This window comes from Candidatus Baltobacteraceae bacterium (genome assembly GCA_036489885.1).
Lineage (GTDB): Bacteria > Vulcanimicrobiota > Vulcanimicrobiia > Vulcanimicrobiales > Vulcanimicrobiaceae > JAFAMS01.
Window position 1 is genome coordinate 568279 of record DASXEW010000001.1, and the last position, 19793, is coordinate 588071.

Annotated in this window: 22 protein-coding genes; 15 read left to right on the plus strand and 7 right to left on the minus strand. The window is 60.4% G+C overall.

Going from position 1 to position 19793, the window contains the following annotated elements; genetic code table 11:
• Positions 1-51: 51 nt before the first annotated feature.
• The 8 genes from amt to VGG22_02740 all read left to right on the plus strand — a co-directional run bounded on the left by amt (position 52) and on the right by VGG22_02740 (position 7326).
• Positions 52-1437 carry an ammonium transporter gene (gene amt, locus VGG22_02705; protein HEY1727273.1) on the plus strand — a complete coding sequence of 462 codons (1386 nt, stop codon included), beginning with the start codon at positions 52-54 and terminating at the stop codon, positions 1435-1437.
• Between the two features lie 79 nt (positions 1438-1516).
• Complete coding sequence (locus VGG22_02710) at positions 1517-2386, plus strand: branched-chain amino acid ABC transporter permease (protein HEY1727274.1); 870 nt, start codon at positions 1517-1519, stop codon at positions 2384-2386.
• On the plus strand, positions 2383-3387 hold the full coding sequence (locus VGG22_02715; GenBank protein ID HEY1727275.1) for a branched-chain amino acid ABC transporter permease: 1005 nt from the start codon (positions 2383-2385) through the stop codon (positions 3385-3387). Before VGG22_02710 ends, VGG22_02715 begins: the two co-directional genes overlap by 4 nt.
• A complete protein-coding gene (locus tag VGG22_02720) occupies positions 3384-4154 on the plus strand; it encodes an ABC transporter ATP-binding protein (GenBank protein ID HEY1727276.1) in 771 nt (256 codons plus the stop codon). Before VGG22_02715 ends, VGG22_02720 begins: the two co-directional genes overlap by 4 nt.
• The gene (locus VGG22_02725) at positions 4147-4866 is read left to right on the plus strand and encodes an ABC transporter ATP-binding protein (protein HEY1727277.1); all 720 of its coding nucleotides are present in this window, start codon (positions 4147-4149) and stop codon (positions 4864-4866) included. Before VGG22_02720 ends, VGG22_02725 begins: the two co-directional genes overlap by 8 nt.
• Positions 4863-5927, plus strand: coding sequence for an alcohol dehydrogenase catalytic domain-containing protein (locus tag VGG22_02730; GenBank protein ID HEY1727278.1), 1065 nt, complete (start codon positions 4863-4865; stop codon positions 5925-5927). The genes VGG22_02725 and VGG22_02730 overlap by 4 nt, the downstream gene beginning before the upstream one ends.
• 2 nt (positions 5928-5929) lie before the next feature.
• Positions 5930-6877 carry a D-2-hydroxyacid dehydrogenase family protein gene (locus VGG22_02735; GenBank protein HEY1727279.1) on the plus strand — a complete coding sequence of 316 codons (948 nt, stop codon included), beginning with the start codon at positions 5930-5932 and terminating at the stop codon, positions 6875-6877.
• Complete coding sequence (locus VGG22_02740) at positions 6877-7326, plus strand: DUF2269 family protein (GenBank protein HEY1727280.1); 450 nt, start codon at positions 6877-6879, stop codon at positions 7324-7326. The genes VGG22_02735 and VGG22_02740 overlap by 1 nt, the downstream gene beginning before the upstream one ends.
• Here VGG22_02740 and VGG22_02745 read toward each other — a convergent pair.
• Entirely contained in the window at positions 7240-7881 is a 642-nt protein-coding gene (locus VGG22_02745; GenBank protein ID HEY1727281.1) for a hypothetical protein, read from the minus strand. The two genes, VGG22_02740 and VGG22_02745, sit on opposite strands and share 87 nt — an antisense overlap.
• A 54-nt stretch (positions 7882-7935) precedes the next feature.
• Here VGG22_02745 and VGG22_02750 point away from each other — a divergent pair, with 54 nt between their 5' ends.
• Positions 7936-8172, plus strand: a complete 237-nt coding sequence (locus VGG22_02750; protein ID HEY1727282.1) for a hypothetical protein — start codon at positions 7936-7938, stop codon at positions 8170-8172.
• Here the strand turns inward: VGG22_02750 and VGG22_02755 are convergent.
• Positions 8169-9443, minus strand: a complete 1275-nt coding sequence (locus tag VGG22_02755) for a diguanylate cyclase (GenBank protein ID HEY1727283.1) — start codon at positions 9441-9443, stop codon at positions 8169-8171. The genes VGG22_02750 and VGG22_02755 overlap by 4 nt on opposite strands.
• 314 nt (positions 9444-9757) lie before the next feature.
• Here VGG22_02755 and VGG22_02760 point away from each other — a divergent pair, with 314 nt between their 5' ends.
• From VGG22_02760 to VGG22_02785, 6 genes are all read left to right on the plus strand, one after another.
• Complete coding sequence (locus VGG22_02760; protein HEY1727284.1) at positions 9758-11032, plus strand: amidase; 1275 nt, start codon at positions 9758-9760, stop codon at positions 11030-11032.
• 49 nt (positions 11033-11081) lie between these two features.
• On the plus strand, positions 11082-11402 hold the full coding sequence (locus VGG22_02765) for a hypothetical protein (GenBank protein ID HEY1727285.1): 321 nt from the start codon (positions 11082-11084) through the stop codon (positions 11400-11402).
• 6 nt (positions 11403-11408) lie between these two features.
• On the plus strand, positions 11409-11858 hold the full coding sequence (dtd, locus tag VGG22_02770) for a D-aminoacyl-tRNA deacylase (protein HEY1727286.1): 450 nt from the start codon (positions 11409-11411) through the stop codon (positions 11856-11858).
• A gap of 66 nt (positions 11859-11924) precedes the next feature.
• The gene (locus VGG22_02775) at positions 11925-13973 is read left to right on the plus strand and encodes an elongation factor G (GenBank protein ID HEY1727287.1); all 2049 of its coding nucleotides are present in this window, start codon (positions 11925-11927) and stop codon (positions 13971-13973) included.
• 92 nt (positions 13974-14065) lie between these two features.
• Positions 14066-15310: a molybdopterin-dependent oxidoreductase gene (locus VGG22_02780; protein ID HEY1727288.1), complete on the plus strand. Its 1245-nt coding sequence runs from the start codon at positions 14066-14068 to the stop codon at positions 15308-15310.
• Positions 15307-15615, plus strand: coding sequence for a hypothetical protein (locus VGG22_02785; protein HEY1727289.1), 309 nt, complete (start codon positions 15307-15309; stop codon positions 15613-15615). The genes VGG22_02780 and VGG22_02785 overlap by 4 nt, the downstream gene beginning before the upstream one ends.
• Here the strand turns inward: VGG22_02785 and VGG22_02790 are convergent.
• From VGG22_02790 to ureC, 5 genes are read right to left on the minus strand one after another with little or no spacing between them, the layout of a single operon-like run.
• Positions 15585-16289 carry an urease accessory protein UreD gene (locus VGG22_02790; protein ID HEY1727290.1) on the minus strand — a complete coding sequence of 235 codons (705 nt, stop codon included), beginning with the start codon at positions 16287-16289 and terminating at the stop codon, positions 15585-15587. The genes VGG22_02785 and VGG22_02790 overlap by 31 nt on opposite strands.
• Positions 16290-16294: 5 nt before the next feature.
• Entirely contained in the window at positions 16295-16906 is a 612-nt protein-coding gene (gene ureG, locus VGG22_02795; protein ID HEY1727291.1) for an urease accessory protein UreG, read from the minus strand.
• Positions 16903-17574 (minus strand): urease accessory UreF family protein, encoded by a 672-nt coding sequence (locus VGG22_02800; protein ID HEY1727292.1) that lies wholly within the window; start codon positions 17572-17574, stop codon positions 16903-16905. The genes ureG and VGG22_02800 overlap by 4 nt, the downstream gene beginning before the upstream one ends.
• Positions 17571-18029 (minus strand): urease accessory protein UreE, encoded by a 459-nt coding sequence (locus tag VGG22_02805; protein HEY1727293.1) that lies wholly within the window; start codon positions 18027-18029, stop codon positions 17571-17573. The genes VGG22_02800 and VGG22_02805 overlap by 4 nt, the downstream gene beginning before the upstream one ends.
• Complete coding sequence (gene ureC, locus VGG22_02810) at positions 18026-19744, minus strand: urease subunit alpha (protein HEY1727294.1); 1719 nt, start codon at positions 19742-19744, stop codon at positions 18026-18028. Before ureC ends, VGG22_02805 begins: the two co-directional genes overlap by 4 nt.
• Positions 19745-19793 lie beyond the last annotated feature (49 nt).

The following is a 19793-nucleotide window of genomic DNA, read 5'->3' on the forward strand; positions in this document are numbered from 1 at the left end:
GCGTTACGCTAGTCGCGTGAAGCTACTCTCGCACAGGGGGATAACTTTCTTTTGTTTTTAGCTGACGTAAACCCATACATTCCCGCGCCGCCGTATCTCAACTCTGGTGATACGGCGTGGCAATTGACTGCCGCAACGTTTGTCGGCATGCAGAGCATTCCCGGACTCGCGATACTCTACGGCGGTTTGGTAAAGAAAAAATGGGCGCTGAATTCCGCCGTTATGTGCTTCTATGCGTTTTCGATCGTGCTCGTGTGCTGGGTGCTGTGGGGCTACAATATGAGCTTCGGCGCACCGGCAATGCTCGGCGCCGGCATCCTTAGCCAGTTGATCGGGATTCCGCATTTCGCGCTGGATCCAAACCAGATCTTAGGGCAAGGAAATATCCCCCTTGCTGCGGCTGGAATGCCGCCATTGCGTTTTCCGGGCGCAGCGATGATGTATTTCCAATTCGTATTTGCCGCGATCACGCCGATCTTGATCGCGGGCTCGGTCTTCGCACGCATGAATTTCAAAGCGTGGATGATCTTCGTTCCCCTTTGGAGCTCGCTCGTCTATACAGTCGGTGCGTACGCGATTTGGGGCGGCGGTTGGCTTTCGCAACTCGGCGCACTCGATTACTCCGGTGGTTACGTCATCCATTTGGCCGCCGGTGTATCGGGCTTTGTCGCGGCCGCCGTCGTCGGTCCGCGTTTGCTCGCCGATCGCCAAGAGTTCGAACCGAACAACTTGATCATGGCGCTCGCAGGCGCCGGCATCTTGTGGCTGGGTTGGAACGGTTTCAACGGTGGCGACCCGTACTTTGCGAACGCTGACGCAGCTGCAGCCGTGCTCAACACCAACGTCACGACGGCCGTTGCGCTGTTGTGCTGGCTGGTTCTCGATATGTGGTCGACGGGCAAACCGAATGCGGTCTCGATGATCAACGGTATGATCGCCGGACTCGTGGGCATCACGCCTTGCGCCGGTTACGTCGACACGTTCGGCGCGATCATGGTCGGCTTGTGCGCCGGCATCATCCCGTGGCTGACGCTCAACCTGATCGGGCAACGTCCGTTCATGAAGCGCGTCGACGACACGTTCAGCGTCCTGCACACGCATGGCGTTGCGGGTCTGGTAGGCGGCCTGTGCGTCGGCATCTTCGCCAACGGCAACATGCTCGAGTACCTCAGCACGGACAAGAAGACGTCTGCCGTCTCCGCGACCGGCCTGTTCTATGGAGGCGGCTTCACGCAGCTGATCCACCAGGCCCAAGCCGCGGCATTCATCATCGTCTGGGATGCGATCGCGACGTTTATTATCCTAAAGCTCATCTCGCTCGTCATCCCTCTGAGGGCGAGTCAGCCGGAAATGGAGGACGGGGATCTCGCGATCCACGGCATCGATCCGATACCACCACACCCGGTTCTGGACGTCGTAAAGACGGGAGCCACCTAAAACGAAAAGAGCCCCACTTCGGTGGGGCTCTTCAACTTTGGCAGGATAATTGGGGCAGCCCCACCGAGTCGGGCGCTTGATGGATCAGCTGCTCCCGTCTGTCTTCAATGGTCTTATCCTGGGCGCGTTCTATGCGGTCGTTGCGCTGGGCTTGTCGTTGATCATGAACTTGACCGGCACGATCAACCTTGCCCATACAAGTTTCTTGACGCTCGCTGGGTATCTCGCATTCTCGCTCGTGCTGGCCGGCTCGCCGTATTGGCTGGCGCTGATCCTCGCGCCGCTCTTGACTGTTGTCGTCGGCATTATCGCGGAACGCACGCTGATCCGTCCGCTGTACGGCCGCGACCCGATCTACAGCTTGCTGCTGACGTTCGGCCTCGCACTCGTCGCCGAAGAAGCGTTCCGTTTGATTTGGGGAGCAAATGGCGTTCCGTTCACGCCGCCGCCTTCGCTCGCCGGAACGGTGCAGCTCGGCTTCATGGCGTATCCGGTTTACCGGCTGTTCATCGCGCTGGTGCTGATCATCGTCATCGCGGCGCTGACGCTCTTCTTGCGCGGGACGCAATTCGGACTTCGGCTGCGAGCGGCGGTTTTGGATTCGGAGATGATCGCGGCGCTCGGTACGAACACGCAGCTGCTGTACATGATCAACTTTGGTATCGGGATTCTGTTGGCCGGAGTTGCCGGTGTTCTCTCGGCCGGATTGCTCGGACTAAATCCCACCAGCGGCAACGCGCTCCTGATGCCGGCCTTCATTTGCGTCATCATCGGCGGTATGGGCAGCCTGCTCGGAAGCATCGCGGGCGGCATCCTTATCGGCGTTGTTATCGCGCTGACGACGCTCTACATCCCCGCAGCCAGCGAAGTCTCGATGTACATACTGATGGCGGTCGTGCTCTCGATTCGTCCGCGCGGTCTCTTCGGTGAAGAAGGGCTGTTCGGGTGAATCTGAAGCGTCTCGGCTATCTCAGCTCGGCCGTCGTCATCGTCATCATGCTCCTCGCGCCGCAGATCTCGCCGCACTTCGGCCTCGACATCTCGATCATCAGCGAGGTCGTCGTCTTTGCGATGGCCGCGATGAGCGTCAACGTAATGTTCGGCTACACCGGTCTTCCGCTGTTTGGAAGCGCCGCGCTCTTCGGTCTCGGCGCATACGGTGTGAGCTTGTCGATAACGTTTCTGCACGCGGGATTCGTTGTCTCGATCCTCTTCGGCGTCGTGCTTGCGCTGCTCGGAACGCTTCTCATCTCCTGGTTCTTGCTGCGCCGTCGCGGGATCTATTTCGGACTGTTGACGATTGCTTTCGGGCAGATCTTCTATTTTGTCGCTTATCGGATGAGAGACGTGACGGGCGGCGAGGACGGAATGACGTTTCAGCGCCCAGTGTTTCATCTCGCCGGCATGAACTTCGCCTTTCACGAGACGGCGCTCTATTATCTCACTCTCGGTATCTTCTTACTGACGCTGCTCGCGTTTTGGTATCTCACGAAATCACCGTTTGGGCATACGCTCATCGCGATCAAGCAAAACGAAGTTCGCGTGCGGCACCTCGGTCTCAATAGCGACAGCTTCGTGCTCGTGGCGCTGCTCGTAGCGGGTGCCTATGCCGGCCTCGCCGGCGCGCTCTACGCAATTTCGATCCTCTTTACGTTTCCGCTCGAGCTCGACTGGCATCAGTCGGGCGATTTCTTTTTGATGGCCGTCCTTGGCGGCGCCGGCACCGTCTGGGGACCACTGCTCGGCGCACTGATCTACGTGTTAGGCAAAGAGATACTCTCGACGATCACGCCGGCCTGGGAGATATTTTTGGGCGGCATTTTCATTGCATGCGTCATCGGTTTCCCGCGCGGGATTCTGGGAACGGTGATCGCAGCACTCGTCGCACGCAACGGCGGCGTAAAGCACGAGGAAGCTCCGGAAGCCGAGCCGGCGAGTATATCGGCATGAGCGAAGTTCTTCTCGCCGCGCGCAACGTCTCGAAAAGCTTCGGGGGCTTGCAGGCCGTCAACGACGTTTCGATCGACGTCTGTTCAGGGACGATTCACGCGTTGATCGGTCCTAATGGCGCGGGAAAGACGACGTTTTTCAATACGCTCTCCGGCTATTATTATCCCGACGCCGGCGATGTTTCGTTTCGGGGCGCAGACATCACGCGCGAAGTTAGCTGGAAACGCATCCGCCGTGGTATGAGCCGGACCTTTCAGACGCCGAGTATTTTCCCGGAGCTGAGCGTTCATGAGAACTTGATGATCGGTGTGCAAGCGCAGCAGAACGTCGCGTTCGAAATGCGCGTGCCGTCCCGCTCGCAGCGAAAGAAGCTCGAGGAACGCGTTGAAGAACTGCTGGGCTTCGTCAATTTGACGCGTTACGCAAACCGCCTAGTCGCCGAGCTTTCGCACGGAAGCCAGCGCCTGTGTGAGATCGCTATGAGTCTCACCCCCGCTCCTGTTCTCGTTCTGCTGGACGAGCCGATGGCGGGTCTCGCGGAATCGGAAACATCGCGGGTGATCGACACCGTACGCGATCTGCGCGACCGGTTGGGATTAACCGTGCTCTTCGTCGAGCACAATATGCGCGTCGTGCTGAACGTCGCGGAGATCATCACCGTTCTGGATCGCGGCGCGAAGCTGGCCGAAGGAACACCCCAAGAGATTTCGTCGAACGAAGCAGTCCGCGAAGCGTATCTGGGCCGCGAGGTGATCGCCCGTGTCTGAGTCGTTACTCGAAGTCCGGAATCTCGAGACGTTCTACGGCAAGAGCCACATTTTGCGTGACGTATCCTTGACGGTCGGCAAAGGTGAATTGGTCGCGCTGCTCGGGTTAAACGGCGCGGGCAAGTCGACGACGATGCGCAGCATTCTCGGTTTGACGCGCGCCCAATCGGGCTCGATCAAGCTCAGCGGTCAAGAGATTCTCGGCTGGCCCGCCTATCGGATCGCGCGCCTCGGCGTCGGCTACGTGCCCGAAGGCCGGCGTATGTTCAAATCGCTGACGACGTACGAGAATTTGGAGCTGGCACAGAACGGCCGCCCTGGAGTATGGTCGATCGCACGCGTGCTCGAGCATCTACCGAAACTCGCTGAGCTGCGACGGCGCAAAGCCGGCCGTCTCTCCGGCGGCGAGCAAGAGATGCTTGCGATCGGACGCGGCTTGGTTGCAAATCCGATGCTGCTGCTCGTCGATGAGCCGTCACAAGGCCTCGCGCCGCTGATTGTCGAGGAAGTCTACCGCATTCTCGAGGAGATGAAGGCGCACGGCGTTTCGATTTTGCTGGTCGAGCAGAACGCACTCTTGGCACTCAAGATCGCCGATCGCGCATACGTGATGGATGACGGAAAGATCGTCTACGAAGGCGACGCGGCGCAGCTCCGCCGCGATCAAGAGCGCATTCGCACGCTAATGGGTCTTACCGACGTAGCTTCATGAAGGCCGCGGTGCTCTTCGGGCCGGGAGACATGCGAGTTGTCGACAAGCCCGTCCCCAAGCCCGGTCCCGGTGAAGTGCTCGTGCAGGTGGCGATGTGCGGCATGTGTGGGACCGATCTCAAAATATACGACGGCCATTTCCCGCTGACGCCGCCGTTCGGCGAATACACGCCCGGACACGAGTGGACGGGACGCGTCGCGGCAGTCGGTGCGAGCGTCGATGAACTCGCGGTCGGTGATGACGTTGCGATCGAAGCGCATCACGGCTGCGGACGCTGCGACAACTGCCTCGTCGGAAAATATACGGCGTGTCTCAACTATGGCAACCCGGCTAAGGGGCAGCGCGCAACCGGAATGACAACCGATGGCGGTTTCGCGGAATACGCGTTGCATCACGTCGGCTCGCTCTACAAACTTCCAAAGCCGCTGACTTATAAAGACGCCGTCTTGATCATGACGGCGGGCACGGGTTTGTACGGTCTCGACGTCGCCGGCGGATATATACTCGGCCAAGATGTCGCCGTGTGGGGACCCGGACCCGTCGGTCTCATGACGGTCCAAGCCGTGCACCAGCTCGGCGCCAATAGCGTTATCCTGGTCGGAACGCGTGACAGCCGTCTCGCGCTTGGGAAGAAACTTGGCGCGGATGAGATCGTCAACGCGCGAAACACCGATCCGGTCAAACGCATCATGGAGCTTACCGGTGGCAAAGGCGTCGATCTCGCGATTGAGGCATCCGGCGCTGTTGACGCGCCGCAGCAATGCGTCAGTGTCACGAAACGCGGCGGCAAGATACTCATCGTGGCGTTCTATCCGGGTCCTGTCACGGTTGATATGAGCGCAATCGTTCGCAGCGACATCACGATTTATACGAGTCGCGGCGAAGGCGGAAACAACGTGAAGCGCGCGGTTTCGCTGGCACAACGCGGCCGTCTACGCTGCGAGGAGTTGGTGACGCACGAATTTCCGCTCGATCAGATCAGCGAAGCCTTGCGCGTCATGCGCGAGCGTGAGGGCGATCCGATGAAGATCGTCGTCGTTCCACCCGGCGCGCCGGCTTGAGCATGAACATCGCGGTTCTCGACGACTATCAAGGCGTGGCGCGCACGCTCGGAGACTGGGGTTCACTCGGGAAAAATGTCGGGGTTCGGTTCTTTCACGATCACGTCGAAAACGAGGATGAGCTGGTTCAACGGCTCTCGATGTTCGAGATCATTGCGATCATGCGCGAGCGCACCCCGTTCCCGCGGTCGTTGATTCAGCAGCTTCCAAAGCTCAAGCTGATCGTCACGACCGGAAAACGCAACGCATCGGTCGACTTGGCTGCCTGCAAGGAACGCGGTATCACGGTCTGTGGTACGGCCGGCAGCGAAGGTTCGACGATCGAGCTGGCGTGGGGGTTGATTCTCGCCGTTGTGCGCGGGATTCCGCGCGAGGATCACGGCCTGCGCGAGCATCGCTGGCAGATCGCCGTCGGCATGGAGTTGCGCAACAAGACACTCGGTGTCGTCGGCCTTGGGCGTCTCGGTTCGCAGGTTGCGCAGATTGGGCGCGCCTTCGGCATGCACGTCATCGCGTGGAGTCAAAATCTCACGAAAGAACGCGCCGTCGAACAAGGCGCCGAGCTCGTGACGAAGCGCCAGCTCTTCGAGCGTGCCGACGTGATCACGGTCCATCTCGTGTTGAGCGAGCGCACACGCAAGATCGTCAGCCACGAAGAGCTCGGCTGGATGAAGAAGACGGCGTATCTCGTCAATACCTCCCGTGGTCCGATCGTGGATACGTCGGCGCTCATCGGCGCCTTACATGCCGGCCAGATTGCAGGCGTCGGGATCGATGTGTACGATCACGAGCCGCTTCCGGCAGACGATCCGATTCTCCACGCGCCGAATACCGTTCTCACGCCGCACCTCGGATACGTTGCCGACGCCTCGTATCAAACGTTCTATCGCGAGACAGTTGAAGACATCGCGGCTTGGCTTGCGGGCAAGCCGATAAGGGTGGTCGAGTGATGTTGTACCTGATCGTCAAGTTCATCCATGTGTTGCTGGCGATCGTCGCGCTCGGAACGAACGCGACCTACGCAGTCTGGCTCGCACGCCTAAAAACGAATCCTGAATCGGCAGAGACGATTCTGCGAGGCATCAAGATCCTTGACGACCGTCTCGCGAATCCGGCCTACGGTTTGTTGCTCGTAACCGGATTGCTCGAGGTCTACCTCGGCGGCTACGGTCTGGGGACGAAGTGGATCGATATCGCGCTCGTCTTGTACGTCATCTTGGTGATCATCGCGGTCGCGTTCTACACGCCGACACTCAAGAATCAGATCGCGGCAATTGCGAGCGGCGGGATCAACAGCCCCGAAGCCGTCAAGTTAGCGTCGCGCGGCAATAGCATCGGCATGATCCTCGGCATCATCGCCGTTGTCATCGTCTTCGTGATGGTGGTCAAGCCGAGCTAACTCGCTACGGAATAAGCGGGCGACGATCTTCGCCATTTCCGGATCGACCATGCGCAGCCGCGCGCGAGTCGCTTCCGGCCACGGCGAGACCGGGTCGTTTGCGCCGATGTGGGCGCGGATCGCCTCGGCGAAATATTCGTCGATCCCGGAGGCCGCGTATGGCGTAACAAACGCCTTTGCGCGCGAGTAGGCCCGGCGTATAGCGGGATCGACCGCGGAGCGGTACGTTCCGCCCCCGAGCGCGCAGTCGAGAGCATGTCCAAACTCGTGCGCGACCGTCATCGCACCGAGCGCGCGCAGATAGACGCGGCGTTCTTCCACGACGAACAATCCCGCCGGTGGAGCGGGCCACGAATCGACGTCGATTCCAAGCCGTCGCAACGCGGGCGAAAGATCTCGATAGCGTTCGCCCTCGGCAAGGACGTGTACGCGAATGTTCGCGGTCGTTGCAAACTGCAATGCGCCGGAACCGAATCGTCGCAAGGTTTTGATCACTGCGCGGCGGCAGGCCGCGTCGGGCGCAGCAACGAGCTCGCGCACGAGCGTATCTGACACCGCGAGACGATACCGCCGAAGGGTGGCCGCGAAGTTGCCAGAAAGTCAGCGTTTATGTCCGAGATCGGTCCGATCGACCTGATGAACGCCGTCGACAAGCAAGAGGCATCGCTTTCGCGCACGGCGTCAGACTCGATCGCGTCGCTCGCCGAAGGCGACGATGCTGACGCTGCCGATGAGATTCAGCAGTTCAATCTCGGTGACGTCGCCCGCAAAGCCGGCCTACAGGCGCTGGCGAAGCTCGACGATCAAGCCGGCGACGCGCTTGGGATACTCGATACAGAGGCCTAAGCGGTCGCGGAGAAGTCCGGGACCTCGCTGACGACCTTGTTGCGTCCCATTTCCTTGCCTTCATAGAGTCTGCGATCCGCGGCAAGAAGCAGCTCATCGGGCGTATAGCCGTCATCGCGCAGCATCGCAACGCCGATCGTGATCGTAACGCCCACGTTCTCTGCGACATTTTGCCGGGCACGCTCGGCAAGCTGTGTCGCCGCTTCGAAGTCCGTGTTGGGTAGGACGACGACAAACTCTTCACCACCGTAACGGCAGACATAGTCGGCGGAGCGGAATGTCATGGTCAGCGAGCTGCCGACGTCGTGCAGAACCCGGTCGCCGACGGCATGTCCTCGCGTATCGTTGACGCGCTTGAAAAAGTCGATGTCCGCCATGAGAATCGAGAGCGTCCGCCCCGAACGCAGCGAGATCGACGCGGCCGAGTCCAAGATCTCATCGAGGAACCCGCGGTTGTAGAGCCCGGTGAGCGCGTCTTTATTCGTGTGCGCCAGAAGTACGTCAAATCGCTGACGATACGTGAGGACGCGAATTGTGTCCGTGATCGGAGCCTCGCCCGCACCGCTTGTCGTCTGCATCGCAAACCAGCGCAGATATATCGTGAGCGCCGCGGAGTAGATCACTCCAATGACGAGTTTGCCGATGATCTCGCTCTTGAGGATTGCCGTATACTCAGGCCGTTCGAATGCGATCCCCGTGACAAAGAGTAAGGTGTCGAACGCCAGCGTGATGCCGACCGCAACGTAGATGCGCAGAAAGAGAACCGAGATGAAGCGGCTCAGAACCTCGTAGGCGACGATGATCATCAGCGTGTCCGCGAACATTGCTAACAGGCTGACGGTCAGGATGCGCGGCTGCGTGACGAAGAGCCCGCTCGGCAGGTGGTACGGATTGATCGCTCCCGGCAATTGCAAGTGCACGGCGGTCAAATAGCCGACGACCGCGAGAAAGAGGTTCGTGGCGAGCAGCCCGGAGATCAGACGTCGCGCTTCCAGCGCGTCCTCGACGATGTAGATCGCGAGAACAACGAACAGCAGCGCAGGGAAGTACGCGACGGAACCGGGTGAAACGACAATCGACGGCGCGACCTGAATGTAGACCGTTCCCGCCAAAAAGGATGCGAGATAGTAGATCACACCGGTCATCGCATAAAGCGGTGCGAGACCTAGCCACGGACGTACACGGAAACATACGACGAAGAGCACTGATACGAACAGTGCCTCGCCGAGTATGAGCAGGATTTGGACTCCATGAAACGACCCAGGGCCCATGAAGAAGAATTTCTTCCCCGGACTCGCCTCTCCCGTGCGGTTCGACGCACAATTAGAGCTTGGGACCCCAGCCTGGGAACGTCGAGCGGTCTTGGGACAGACCGTTTGGCAGAGTTCCACGTACCGGGACTGAGGGCTGACGAATCTGGATCGGGAGCGCGTGTGGTGATGCGAGCGTCATTGTTTTTGTCCTTTCTTTTCCTACGGTCTATGTACGCCGCGACAGGGGGCATGTTTCGCGCGCGGCAGTGAAACATTCGAGCGGCCCGCACGGTAACGGGAACTCCATAGAAGCAGAGCCGAATGACGCGGCAATGTCTGCTGAAGAACAAACGCTGCAATATTTGCAGCGCATCGACGAGCTCGATGCGAAGATCGGAGCCTTTATTTACGTCGATCGCGAGCGTGCGCTCGCGACCGCACGCAGCCTCGATCGAATGCGCGATGCCGGAACGGTGCTCGGCCCGCTTCATGGTAAGATCGTCGCCGTCAAGGATCATCTGGCCGTAACCGGGATGCCGACGCGCGCCGGAAGCGAGATGCCGATCGACGATCTGGTCCCGCCGGAAGGTCAGTTCGTGCAGAGTTTACGCGCGGCTGGTTGTGTGATTATCGGAAAGACGCGCGCTACGGAATTCGCGCTCGGCACATATAATCTCGAACGGCGTACGCCATGGAATCCGTGCGATCTCGACGTGCACCGGATTCCGGGTGGCTCGAGCAATGGCTCTGCATGCGCAACCGCCGCCGGTTTTTGCGATTTCGCGATCGGCACCGACACGGGCGGCTCCGTTCGTGAGCCCGCGGCGCTCTGCGGACTCGTCGGATATCGGCCGAGTCCCGGCGTCTGGTCGATCGACGGCGTTTTTCCGCTGTCACCCTTGCTCGATACGATCGGACCGTTGACGCGCAGCGTCCAAGACACGGTGCAAATCTTCGAAACGCTCACGCCTATGCGTACGCCTGAAGTCCGCATCGATCGCTTGCGGTTCGGACGGCCGTCGCGGGTATTCTTCGACGATTTGGATCCTGACGTGAAGCGTTGCTCGGACGAAGCCATGGCGCGCCTCGAACGTGCGGGCGTCCGGATCGACGTCGTCGATCTGCCAGAGCTGGATCTGGTCGATTCGGTTTTTGCGAAAATGATTACCGCCGATCTCGTCGCGACGCTGGGTCGAGAGCGCGTTGAAAAGCACCTCGACGTTTTGGACTCCGTCGTGCGCCAGCGCATCGCCGGCGGTCTCGAAATCACGGCCAGCGACTATATCACGATGGTCCGGCGTTGCGGCGTCTTGGTCGCGGCTGCGGCGGAGCGGATGCGCGGCTTCGATGCGTGGATCAGCCCGACGAGCCCGACAATCCCTTTACCTGTTGCGGAGTGCAAGACGATCGAAGCTGCGGGAGCTTGGAATCGGCGCACCCTACGCAACACTCGTCCGGGCAACGTCTTCGGGCAGTGCGGGGTCTCGTTGCCGATCGGATCGTTTGGCTCGCGACTGCCGGTTGGTTTGCAACTGCTCGCAAGCGGCGGCGACGACGCCCGTTTGCTGGCGATTGCACGCAGCGTCGAAGATACGCTGCGTCACTAATGGAGCTTGCTTGCGAGGGTGTACCCCCAAGCGTGCAAAAGGACTCCGCATGAACGATCAATTCATGGACGATCCCATTGCGGAATTGAGGGATGCCGCGGAAGCAAAACAAGTGGCGGAAGCAGTCAATGCAATAACCGCCGACTTGATTCGCAACGCCGCGAAATACCCGGCGCAGGTGCGGGATCTTCCTCGGCTCGTCACGGCCATGGAGAAGTCGATCAAAAGCGAGAACTACAAAGACGCGCTCACGCGTGGTCAGCAGCTCGATAAACACTTGGAATCATTCACGCCGGCCGACGAACCCGCACGGGAGGCGAAACTCGTCCTCCGGCACCGGCTGCTCGTTCTCGCTAAGATCATGCAGTAGGGCGCGATGCGTGCCGTCGTCCAACGGGTGACGCGTGCGCAGGTGCGTGTCGACGAGGACGTCGTCGGCGTGATCGACGGTGGATTGCTGGTGCTCGTCGGCGTCGGGGTCGATGATGACGTCGAAGACGCGGTTAGCCTCGGCCGAAAAATTGCGTCGCTGCGCATCTTCCGTGACGGCGAGGGCAATATGAATCGCGACGTTGCGGAAGCCGGTGGCGCCGTGCTCGTCATTTCGCAGTTCACGCTGCACGGCGACGTGCGTAAAGGCAGGCGTCCTTCGTTCATCGCGGCGGCGCGGCCGGAACAGGCCGAGCCGCTTTACGAACGGGTCGTTGCCGAGCTGCGTCTGCAGGGGCTCACAACTGCAACCGGCCGCTTCGGTGCGACGATGGCGATCGAGCTGGTAAACGATGGTCCGGTCACGATTCTACTCGACACAAAGCGCCTTTTCTGATGCCGGAAGGGCGGCGTCCGGCAAGGGCGAACGCCCCCGTCCCACGCGTAATTCGGAGTCTCTGCCATGCCGGAACTTTCACGCCTGAGGGACGTAGCGGTCGTCGGTCCGCACCATAGCGGCAAGACGACCCTGATTGAAGCGCTGCTCGCACATTGCGGCGCGATTCCACGACGCGGATCGGTACACGATGGGACAACCATCACCGATTTCGAGCCCGAATGTATCGGGCACGCGCAATCCACGTGCGTCAGCTTCGCCTACACAGCCTGTGGCAACGTCGAACTCAATTTAATCGACTGCCCGGGCTTCGTTGATTTTTTTGAGGAGACGAAGCAAGCACTGCTCGCTGCCGACGCCGCGATCGTCGTCGTCGATCCCGATCCGACGCGCATCATGCAGACGCAGTCGCTGATCGATTTCATCGAATCGCGAAAGATGCCGCATCTTTTCGTGGTCAATAAGATGGATCGCGAAGGTGCGGATTACATCGGGACGCTTGCAGCGCTGCGCGATTCGTACGGACTGCACGTCATTCCCGAGCATTTGCCGATCGGCGCAGGTCCGGAGCTGCAAGGCTACGTCGATCTCGTCGAACAGGTCGCGTATGCGTTCGATCCTGACGGTAAAGAACACCAGGTCGAGATCAACGACGGCGTGCGTGACAACGTGTCGCGCTTCCGGCGTGAGTTGCTCGAAGCACTTGGTGATTTCGACGATACATTGCTCGAGGAGCTGCTCGAAGACAAAGAGCCTTCTAGGGAAGAGGTCATCAGAGATCTCGCCGAGGACGCGACGCACGACCTCGTCGCGCCCGTGATGGTCGCAGCTGCGCTGAACGGTACGGGAATGAATGCGCTAGTCGCTGCAATCGATCGGCTCTGCCCGGCGCCGAATACGCTTCCGCACAACGACATTGACGGTCGTGACGTCAACGTGCGCCCTGATGGACCGATCGTTTTGCAAGTCTGCAAGACAACAGTCAATCAACAAGGCAAACTTTCGGTTGCGCGCGTTTTGACCGGAACGCTCAAACCCGATTCGCCCCTCGTCGTATCGTCGCGCAGCAACGCGGCGGTCAGAATGAGTGGTCTGTATCGTCTGCAAGGCAAGAAACAGAGCCCGGTCACGGAAGCCGGGCCCGGCAGCATCGTCGGTATTGCGCGCATGGACGGCGTCGGCACCGGAGATACGCTCGTCTCACCCGGGACCGACATCGTCATGCCGACCGTTCCGCTTTCGGATCCGGTGTTTGCCGTCGCGGTGAAGCCGAAGGAAAAGCTGGACGAAGCCAAGCTTTCGCAATCGCTCGCTCGATTGATCGAAGAAGACCCCAGCCTTCGCGTCGGACGCGCGGAATTCACAAACGAACTACAACTGCTGGGCAGCGGCGAGGTGCACGTTTCGACCGCGCTCGAACGCCTTGCACGTAAGTACAATCTGAGTCTCGACGCCAAAGAGCCGTCGATCGCCTATCGTACGACAATCATCGGCGGCACGGAAGTTCATGCGCGGTACAAACACCAAACCGGTGGCCACGGACAATTTGCCGACGTGAAAATTCGCATCGAGGCGCGTCCACGCGGCAACGGCGTGACCTTCGAGGATAAAATCGTTGGCGGCGTGGTGCCGCGCAACTTCATACCGGCCGTCGAACGAGGCGTCCGCGAAGCACTCGAGCGCGGTCCCCTGGGCGGATATCCCGTCGTTGACGTGCACGTCACGCTTTACGACGGACAATATCATGACGTTGACTCGAGCGACCAGGCGTTCCGAACGGCCGGCTCGATGGCGATGCGCGACGGAATTCCGAAGTGCAAGCCTGTCGTGCTCGAACCGATCGTGCGCCTCGACGCGGAGGTGCCGAATGCGTACGCCTCCAACGCCCTCTCGCAGGTAACGACGAAACGCGGACAAGTTCTCGCATTCGAGCCGTCGGAAAGGACGGGCTTCCATCATATAGCCGCATTCGTTCCGCAAGCCGAGCTCTCGCACTACATCACGGAGCTGCGAACGATCTCGCAAGGCCTCGGAACATTCCGTTGGAAGCACGATCGCTTTGAGATCGCGCCGCAAAAAGTTGCCGATCAATTGATGGCGACCGCAGCAACATAAGGGCGAGTCTGATCCCTCTTTTGTCATCCTTGCTACGCGCGGGATGACAAAAGCGAGCAAGTAACGAAAATTGCCGCAGAGGGGGGACTGCGATGCGTTTAAGACGGCGCGAATTTCTCGTTGGGTCTGCGGCGGCTGGCGCCGCGTTTGCAACCACCGGACCGGTTGCGGCAGAAGAGAATTGGATCGAGCTCCCGATGCAAAACGGGAAGCGGCCGCTGCTAAAGTACCCGCAAAAACGCGTGATGATCGTGCAATCGAGCCGGCCGGCGATTTTGGAGACCCCGTTCGAGGTCTTCGACCAAAGCGATGTCACGCCGAACGATGCTTTTTTCGTACGTTGGCACGAGGCGGGATTTCCGACGAGCGTCGACGCGACCAGTTTTAGGCTCAATGTTCACGGAATTGTCAAGAAGCCATTGTCGCTCAGTATCTCGGATCTCCGCACGCAATTCGAGCCGGCGGAAATCGTCGCAGTCAATCAGTGCTCAGGGAATAGTCGCGGTCTCTTCAACCCGCGCGTGGCCGGTGGTGAGTGGGCGAACGGCGGGATGGGCAACGCGCGCTGGAAGGGCGTGCGACTCGTCGACATTCTGAAGAAAGCCGGTGTCGATGCCGGCGCAAAGCAAGTTTCGCTACACGGGCTCGATCACGGCGTGCTTCCGGCAACTCCGCGCTTTCAAAAAGCCTTCGACGTTGACGTCATTACCGCCAATCCCGACATGCTGGTCGCATACGAGATGAACGGCGAGGCGCTGCCGCTGCTCAACGGTTTCCCAGTTCGCTTGGTCGTGCCCGGCTGGTTCGCGACGTATTGGGTGAAGATGCTCACGGATATTGAGGTCATCGATCACGTCGACGGCAATTTCTGGATGGCGACGGCTTATCGCATACCCGACACGCCGAACAATTCCGTGACGCCGGATCAGACCGGTTACAAGACGATTCCCATCAACAAGATGCGGGTTCGCTCGTTCGTCACGAACGTCCAGAACGGCAACTTCATTGCCGGTCTCGAGAAGCCCGATCCGATGTACCCCTACCGCTACAGTGCCGAAGTTCGCGGGATTGCCTTCGATGGCGGCAGCGGAATCAAGATGGTCGAGTTCTCGGATGACGGCGGGAAAACGTGGCGAGAATCAAAGCTTGGCCGCGATCTCGGAAACTACAGCTTCCGCAGATGGACGGCGCACTGGACTACACGCGCCGGTACAGGCACGCACACGCTCGCATGCCGCGCCACGGCGAACAATGGTGAAGTCCAGACGAACGTTGCGGTCTGGAATCCGGCCGGCTATCTGAAGAACAACATCGAGACATATGAGGTGACGGTATGATGCGTACGATCGTGCTCGGCGTCGCGGTTGTCCTCGGGCTCGTAGCGGCGGGTTTTCCAAAGAGCGAATCGATCACGCTTCCACCGTCGAGCATCATGTTCAAGGCGGGGCCGAATCTCGGGATCGTGCAAGCCAATTGTCTCGTTTGTCACAACGCCGACTACGTCTATTTTCAACCGGCTTTGACCCGGGCGCAATGGACGGCTGAGGTCAATAAGATGCGCGCCGCTTACAAAGCAACGATCGCCGACGATGACGTTCCCAAGATCGTCGACTACTTGATGTCGCAGAACGGCAAGACCTGAGGCAACGAATACGCGGACGCTAGCCTCGCCCTGACGTCCCACACGCGCCGTCCGATTGCGCGAAGAAATAGTCCGCCTTGCAGCGTGGAGCCGGTGCCGATGCGAACGGAATTATCGTCCGCGTCCGCTACGCGCAGCTCGCCCCCGAACCCGACGAACGTGCCCACCGCGCTACACTGAAGCCTTTCCGTATCGAGCGCGATCGCGTCGCGCAGCGCCAGACGCTCGCCGCGACGAATCGTCGTGATGAGTCGGGCGCGTGCTGGTGCGTTCTCGGCTTGCGCGATACATTCGAGCATCGATATTCGCGCGGTCGGCGCGAGCTCGATTTCGGTGCGGCCTTCGTAGCACGCGGTTCCGAATAGCAGCAGTGGTTCCGTGCGTAACTCGAGAGTCGCACCTTCCGCGACGGTCCAGTGCGCAAAGCATTTGGAGGTGCCCGGGCCGTAGATTTTCGTCGCGCTCTGGCTTTCTACGATCAGGTGCGCGCCTGCACCGACCTGTCCAACGATTTGCAGCCGATCTCCACCGAGCGAGCCGGGTCCAAGCGTCGAAACGATGACGCGCGTTCCGATACCGTCGTCAAACGCGCGGCTCGAACGCGCTGTCCCTTCGTAGTAGACGCGGACGAGCCGCGTCGCGCCGGCGCGTTGCTCCGCGTCGAGGAGCAGCAAGCCGTCTATGGCCGCGCGTCGAGCAACGTCGCGCGCTCGACGAACGCGACGACGGCATCGACGCCGACACCGTGCCGCATATCCGTAAACAGAAACGGACGCTCGCCACGCGCTACTTGCGCATCCCGTCGCATCCGTTCGAGATCAGCACCGACGTGAGGTGCGAGGTCGATCTTGTTGATGACAAGCAGATCGGATCGGCTGATTCCGGGGCCGCCTTTCGCCGGAATCTTATCACCTCCGGCAACATCGATGACGTAGACGGTGACGTCGGCGAGATCGGGGCTGAACGTCGCGGCCAAATTGTCGCCACCGCTTTCAACGATCACGAGCTCTAGGCCGGGAAACTTGCCTTCGAGATTCGCGATCGCTGCGAGATTGAGCGAGGCGTCTTCGCGAATCGCCGTGTGCGGACAGCCTCCGGTCTCGACCCCGAGGATTCGTTCCGATGGAAGGCACCCGCTACGCGTCAGTATCAATGCGTCTTCCTTCGTATAGATGTCGTTCGTCACCACGGCGAGGTTGAAACGCGGATGGAATGCCCGTGCAAGCTGCTCGACGAGTGCAGTTTTCCCGGTTCCTACGGGGCCGCCGATACCGACGCGCAGTGCGCTCACGAAGCGAACATTCTTCCGTCGAGCGACGCGTGGCGCATGGCGTCGATCTCGCAGGCAAAGGCCTGCGTGCGAAGATCCTCCGCGGACTCGACGCGCTGCGCGCGCTGTGCCGCTTCTTCGATTAACGATCGAAGCCGCCAAAGCACGTCGACTCCTGCGCGCTGGCCCAGCGGGATCGCGCGCACGGCTACCGACACGAGCGCGCTGACGGTACACGAGAGATAGGCCCTCAATCCGTCACTCCATGGCACGGCGGCGGCGGCATAGCCAAGCCCGCAGGCCAGCGAGTGCACGCCGTACGCTTCGTTTCGTGCAAGCAAAGTGCTGTAGCGATCGAGGGCATCAGACTGAAGGCGCATCGCGTCGTAGCTCGCAAGCGTTGCCCGAGCCAGCTGGGCATTCGCAGCCCGGACCTCGTCGGCAACGATGGCCGCGCTTACGACTTCGTCAAGGGCGAGTACATCATTTCCATCGCGAGTTGCGAGAACGAAGGCTGCCGCGTCGAGCGTCGCGAGGCCGTCCAAAACAAATGACGATATCCAGGTCGCAATCGTATCGGCGTCGTACGCGCGGCCGTCGAGAATCGCAGTTTCCAAGCCGAATGAGTGCCCGAAAGCTCCCGTCGGAAATGCGCTGTCGGCCAGCACGAGAATTTGCACCAGGCTCATTCGTGACCATGCGGTGCATGCGCGTGGCGAAAAGGCTCGGCAACGACGCGCGCTTCGCGCGAAAATGGAACGTTTTGTTCGCGTAGAAGCGCTTCGACGAGCGGATCGTATCGGACGAGGATCGCGTCGCCGTCGAACTGCGCGGGAAGATGCCGGTTTCCGAGCGCGTGCCCAATCGCAAGGGCTTGTCCGATGTCACGCGGCCGAATAACGAACAATTCGTCGGCTTCGACGCCGACGATCACGACGAGATTCTCGTCCGCGTAGAGAACGTCGCCGTCGCGAAGCCTGCGCTCGTCATCGAAACGAATTCCGATTTCGCCGACGCTGCTTTCGAGGCGCAGGACGCGTTTTGCAAGATCGTCACTGCGGACGACGACGCGTTCGACGCGCCGCGCCCCGACATCGAAACGATCCAGATTGCCGAGCGGCGCGGGGATCGTGCGGAGCGTCAAAACAGTGCATACCGCTGGGCTAGAGGAAGCTCGCGTGCGGGCTCGCATAGCAGCAGCTCGCCGTCGGCTCGTACCTCGTAGGTCCTCGGGTCGACTTCGATACGGGGCGTCGCCGAGTTGCGGATCATGTCGCGCTTACCGATCGAGCGCGTGTTACGCACGGCAACCAGACGCCGTCCCGTTGCATGCCGCTCGGAAATGCCGGCGGCGAGCGATGCATTTGAGACGAAGCTAACCGCAATCGACTGTGGCATCCGCCCATACGTGCCCCACATCGGACGCATGCGAACGGGTTCTGGGGTTGGGATCGAAGCATTCGCGTCTCCCATCGCCGCCCACGCGATCGCGCCGCCTTTGATGACCAGCTCGGGACGCACGCCAAAGAACGCAGGCTTCCAGAGCACGAGGTCCGCAAGCTTGCCGACTTCGATCGAACCGACTTCGTGCGCTACTCCGTGCGTGATCGCGGGATTGATCGTGTATTTTGCTATATATCGCTTGACGCGCTCATTGTCGTTCTTGGCAGTATCGCCGGGCAAGGGACCTCGCTGCAGTTTCATTTTGTGCGCGGTTTGCCACGTTCGCATGATCACTTCGCCGACGCGACCCATCGCTTGCGAATCTGATGAAAGCATCGAAAGCGCGCCGATGTCGTGCAAGATGTCCTCGGCCATTATCGTCTCGGCGCGGATACGTGAATCTGCGAACGCGACGTCTTCGGGGATCCTAGGGTCGAGATGATGGCAGACCATCAGCATGTCGAGGTGCTCGGCGATCGTGTTGATTGTGTACGGACGTGTAGGATTCGTGGACGAGGGCAGAACATACGCTTCGCCCGCGATTCGGATTATGTCGGGTGCGTGTCCGCCGCCGGCGCCTTCCGTGTGATAGGTATGGATCGGGCGGCCGGCGATCGCACGAATCGTTTCCTCGACGAAGCCCATCTCGTTGAGCGTGTCGGTGTGGATCGCAACTTGCACGTCGTATTCGTCGGCGACGCGCAAGGCGGTGTCGATCGCAGCAGGCGTCGTCCCCCAGTCCTCGTGCAACTTGAGACCCATCGCGCCGGCTTTGACTTGTTCGGCGAGCGGTGCCGTGTCGGATGCGTTACCTTTCCCGAGAAAGCCGACGTTCACGGCGAGTGAATCGACGGCTTCGAGCATCCGAGCGATGTGCCACGCGCCGGGCGTGCAGGTCGTCGCGTTCGTTCCCGAAGCAGGCCCGGTTCCGCCCCCGATCATCGTTGTTATCCCGCTTGCGATGGCGACGTCAACCTGCTGCGGACAGATGAAATGTATGTGCGCGTCGATTGCCCCGGCAGTGAGCACGTGATTTTCGCCGGCGATCGCTTCAGTTGCCGCGCCGACGATCATCCCCGGCGTGACGCTTTCCATCACCCATGGGTTCCCTGACTTTCCGATTCCCGCAATGCGCCCGTCGCGAATACCGACGTCGGCTTTATAAATGCCGCCGATGGCGTCGATGATGGTAACGTTCGTGATCACCGTATCGAGAACGCCGTCGCCGTCGCGTGTTGCGGTCGGATGCTGACCCATCGCATCGCGAATCACTTTACCGCCACCGAAAACGGTCTCGTCGCCATACGTTCCGAGATCGCGCTCGATCTCGACGATGAGATCCGTATCGGCAAGTCGGAGGCGATCGCCTGTTGTCGGTCCGTACAAACGCGCGTATGCCGCGCGATCGATCTTCATTTTAAAGGCGCTCCGCCCCAGGCTCCACGCCCCCCATGCCGACATTCCC

Excerpts from the sequence above, each read along its gene's own strand:
- VGG22_02710 (HEY1727274.1), top strand. The coding sequence starts at position 1,517 with ATGGATCAGCTGCTCCCGTCTGTCTTCAATGGTCTTATCCTGGGCGCG.
- VGG22_02720 (HEY1727276.1), top strand. The coding sequence starts at position 3,384 with ATGAGCGAAGTTCTTCTCGCCGCGCGCAACGTCTCGAAAAGCTTCGGG.
- VGG22_02730 (HEY1727278.1), top strand. The coding sequence starts at position 4,863 with ATGAAGGCCGCGGTGCTCTTCGGGCCGGGAGACATGCGAGTTGTCGAC.
- VGG22_02735 (HEY1727279.1), top strand. The coding sequence starts at position 5,930 with ATGAACATCGCGGTTCTCGACGACTATCAAGGCGTGGCGCGCACGCTC.
- VGG22_02740 (HEY1727280.1), top strand. The coding sequence starts at position 6,877 with ATGTTGTACCTGATCGTCAAGTTCATCCATGTGTTGCTGGCGATCGTC.
- VGG22_02750 (HEY1727282.1), top strand. The coding sequence starts at position 7,936 with ATGTCCGAGATCGGTCCGATCGACCTGATGAACGCCGTCGACAAGCAA.
- VGG22_02755 (HEY1727283.1), bottom strand. The coding sequence starts at position 9,443 with ATGGGCCCTGGGTCGTTTCATGGAGTCCAAATCCTGCTCATACTCGGC.
- VGG22_02760 (HEY1727284.1), top strand. The coding sequence starts at position 9,758 with ATGTCTGCTGAAGAACAAACGCTGCAATATTTGCAGCGCATCGACGAG.
- VGG22_02765 (HEY1727285.1), top strand. The coding sequence starts at position 11,082 with ATGAACGATCAATTCATGGACGATCCCATTGCGGAATTGAGGGATGCC.
- dtd (HEY1727286.1), top strand. The coding sequence starts at position 11,409 with ATGCGTGCCGTCGTCCAACGGGTGACGCGTGCGCAGGTGCGTGTCGAC.
- VGG22_02775 (HEY1727287.1), top strand. The coding sequence starts at position 11,925 with ATGCCGGAACTTTCACGCCTGAGGGACGTAGCGGTCGTCGGTCCGCAC.
- VGG22_02780 (HEY1727288.1), top strand. The coding sequence starts at position 14,066 with ATGCGTTTAAGACGGCGCGAATTTCTCGTTGGGTCTGCGGCGGCTGGC.
- VGG22_02785 (HEY1727289.1), top strand. The coding sequence starts at position 15,307 with ATGATGCGTACGATCGTGCTCGGCGTCGCGGTTGTCCTCGGGCTCGTA.
- VGG22_02800 (HEY1727292.1), bottom strand. The coding sequence starts at position 17,574 with ATGAGCCTGGTGCAAATTCTCGTGCTGGCCGACAGCGCATTTCCGACG.
- ureC (HEY1727294.1), bottom strand. The coding sequence starts at position 19,744 with ATGAAGATCGATCGCGCGGCATACGCGCGTTTGTACGGACCGACAACA.